This window comes from Pseudovibrio sp. Ad5, from assembly GCF_001623095.1.
GTDB lineage: Bacteria > Pseudomonadota > Alphaproteobacteria > Rhizobiales > Stappiaceae > Pseudovibrio.
This window is the reverse complement of the sequence record NZ_LMCH01000045.1, coordinates 1-2112: the sequence shown is the minus strand read 5'-3', so window position 1 is coordinate 2112 and position 2112 is coordinate 1. Positions and strand designations below refer to the sequence as shown.

The following is a 2112-nucleotide window of genomic DNA, read 5'->3' as shown; positions in this document are numbered from 1 at the left end:
TAACACCCAACGCACAACACTTCATCTAAACCAATCAGTTAGAAGATATTTTTCGTTTCACTTGACCCAATTTCGAGAGTGAGTCGAGCATGACTGGGAATAGTGACACTTACAACCGTACATATACGGCGTCCGAAGTTGCCAAGATCGTTGGGATGAATATTGAGACGTTGCGGGTCTTGAGGCGGCGGAAGCAGTTGGTGCTTGAGGGCGAGCGCCAAGGCTGGACCCGATATACCTTTAATGATCTGATGGCCGTTGCCACCTACCACAACATGGTACGCTCTCACTGCACAAATACGATTGCAGAGCTGATTGCCGGGACTGTCTCACAGCAACTCGCCAACAAATGGTCTGGTATTCTTGGCACAGAAAGTAGTGTTTTCTGCCTTTGCAACAATGCAATGGATGAGGAAAATATTCAAATAGAGATGCATGTCGGACTGGAAGAGCTTCTGGAGGCGATCACTCAGATTATGCGAAGCTCAAAACGTCAGCCTGCCTATCATATTGTCGATTGCGGAGCTTTGTTTTTGAAAGTGCTCGTATCTTGCACCAAGGTTTGTGAGGAGAGCGAATAACCGCTTTAGCTCATTAAATCACAGGCCCATGCTATCGGCATCAAAACATCTATAGCCTAAAGATCAAGAGGGGATCGATATGGCGAGAGCGCAGTTGAACTTGAGTATCCAGCCGTATCGCATGCTGAAGAGAGCCGATGCGGCTTCCTATTGTGGTCTAAGTGCAACCAGCTTCCTGGCCAATTGTCCGGTTCCCGCTGTTCTTCTTCCTGGAGGGCGCAAGGTCTGGGACGTCAAGGATCTGGATCGCTGGATTGAAGGCTTAAAGGAAGACAGCCGTCCATCAGATGATGATCTCCTCAATCAGCTGGGAGCCTGATATGACGATAATCCGGGTTAAAGGCTTCAAAATCTTCAATGACCAGCATGGCAAGCTGCGGTGTTATCATCGCAAGACTGGTGAGCCGATCAATCTGGAAAAAGCGCCAATCGGCAGTGCTGCCTTTCTGGCAGAATGCGAGCGACTAACAAACTTGATGTCAGTGGCTGATACCAGCAGGCCGGGCACGCTCGGCAATCTGATTGACAAGTATCGCGCCAGCTCTACCTTTCTTGAGTTGGCTGAGCGCACCAAGGCGGATTACCAGAAGGTCTTTGATTATCTAGCGCCAATCAACAACACACCCCTCACTCGCTTTACCTCACCCTTCATTGTCAAACTCAGAGACAAGACAGAGGAGCAGCGTAAGCGGCGTTTTGCAAACTATGTAAAACAAGTGCTCTCTGTTCTGTTTTCTTGGGGCAAAGAACGTGGGTTCGTCAAAGAAACCCTGCTCTTGGGGTTAAATCCATTCGCAAACCTAAGAACGCTCCAATAGCTAACAGGCCCTGGACAGATGACGAGCGCAGGATCGTTTTAAAACATGCCCCTCCTCAAATGGTCCCTGCCCTTACCTTGATGATGTATACGGGGCTTGGTCCGCAAGATGCACTCACGCTTTCCAAGCAGCAATATCAAAATGGATTCATCTCAACACGGCGCGCCAAAACAGGGGCTCCGGTCTTTTGGCCTGTCATTGCACCTTTGAAAGCAACTCTTGAAGATGCGCCAAATCACAAAGTGCCAACGCTTTGTGCAAACTCCAGAGGGCAACCATGGACTGTCTCGGGGTTCAGAGCATCATGGCGCAAACTGCGCATCCAACTTGAGAAACAGAACCTGATTGAGCCAGGCCTTACTCTTTATGGTCTGCGGCATACGGTGGCAACTATTTTGCGGGAGATTGGACTGAACGACAGAGATCTTGCTGCTGCGCTTGGGCATGAGAGCGAAGCCATGGCGCGGCTTTATGCAAAAGGGGCTGATTTACGGAAAAACATGTTGGATATTGCTGTCCGATTTGAGAAGGAAATCACACTGCGAGGGAAAGAGTTCAGCAAGCGGATAGAGCAAAAGTGTCAAACCTCACCAAAAAAAAGTGTCAAACCTTGAGAAAGCTGAGCGAATACTCAGTTTATTATCTAGTAATTTCAACAAGATAAGTGGTGCCCGGAGGCGGATTCGAACCACCGACACGCGGATTTTCAATCC

Annotated in this window: 4 protein-coding genes; all 4 read left to right on the top strand. The window is 49.0% G+C overall.

All coding sequences use genetic code 11. The features are described from left to right. The first annotated feature begins 89 nt into the window (after positions 1–89). Complete coding sequence (locus PsAD5_RS14380) at positions 90–581, top strand: MerR family transcriptional regulator (protein ID WP_063292623.1); 492 nt, start codon at positions 90–92, stop codon at positions 579–581. 79 nt (positions 582–660) lie between these two features. Then, on the top strand, positions 661–900 hold the full coding sequence (locus PsAD5_RS14375; protein ID WP_208609212.1) for a hypothetical protein: 240 nt from the start codon (positions 661–663) through the stop codon (positions 898–900). Position 901: 1 nt separating this feature from the next. Further along, positions 902–1399 (top strand): hypothetical protein, encoded by a 498-nt coding sequence (locus tag PsAD5_RS28530; RefSeq protein ID WP_206599741.1) that lies wholly within the window; start codon positions 902–904, stop codon positions 1397–1399. 59 nt (positions 1400–1458) lie between these two features. Further along, positions 1459–2013, top strand: coding sequence for a tyrosine-type recombinase/integrase (locus tag PsAD5_RS28525; protein WP_206599740.1), 555 nt, complete (start codon positions 1459–1461; stop codon positions 2011–2013). The last annotated feature ends 99 nt before the right edge of the window (positions 2014–2112 follow it).

Bases quoted from the DNA above. Each gene is read 5' to 3' on its own strand.
- PsAD5_RS28525 (WP_206599740.1), top strand. From the start codon at position 1,459: ATGGTCCCTGCCCTTACCTTGATGATGTATACGGGGCTTGGTCCGCAA.
- PsAD5_RS28530 (WP_206599741.1), top strand. From the start codon at position 902: ATGACGATAATCCGGGTTAAAGGCTTCAAAATCTTCAATGACCAGCAT.
- PsAD5_RS14380 (WP_063292623.1), top strand. From the start codon at position 90: ATGACTGGGAATAGTGACACTTACAACCGTACATATACGGCGTCCGAA.
- PsAD5_RS14375 (WP_208609212.1), top strand. From the start codon at position 661: ATGGCGAGAGCGCAGTTGAACTTGAGTATCCAGCCGTATCGCATGCTG.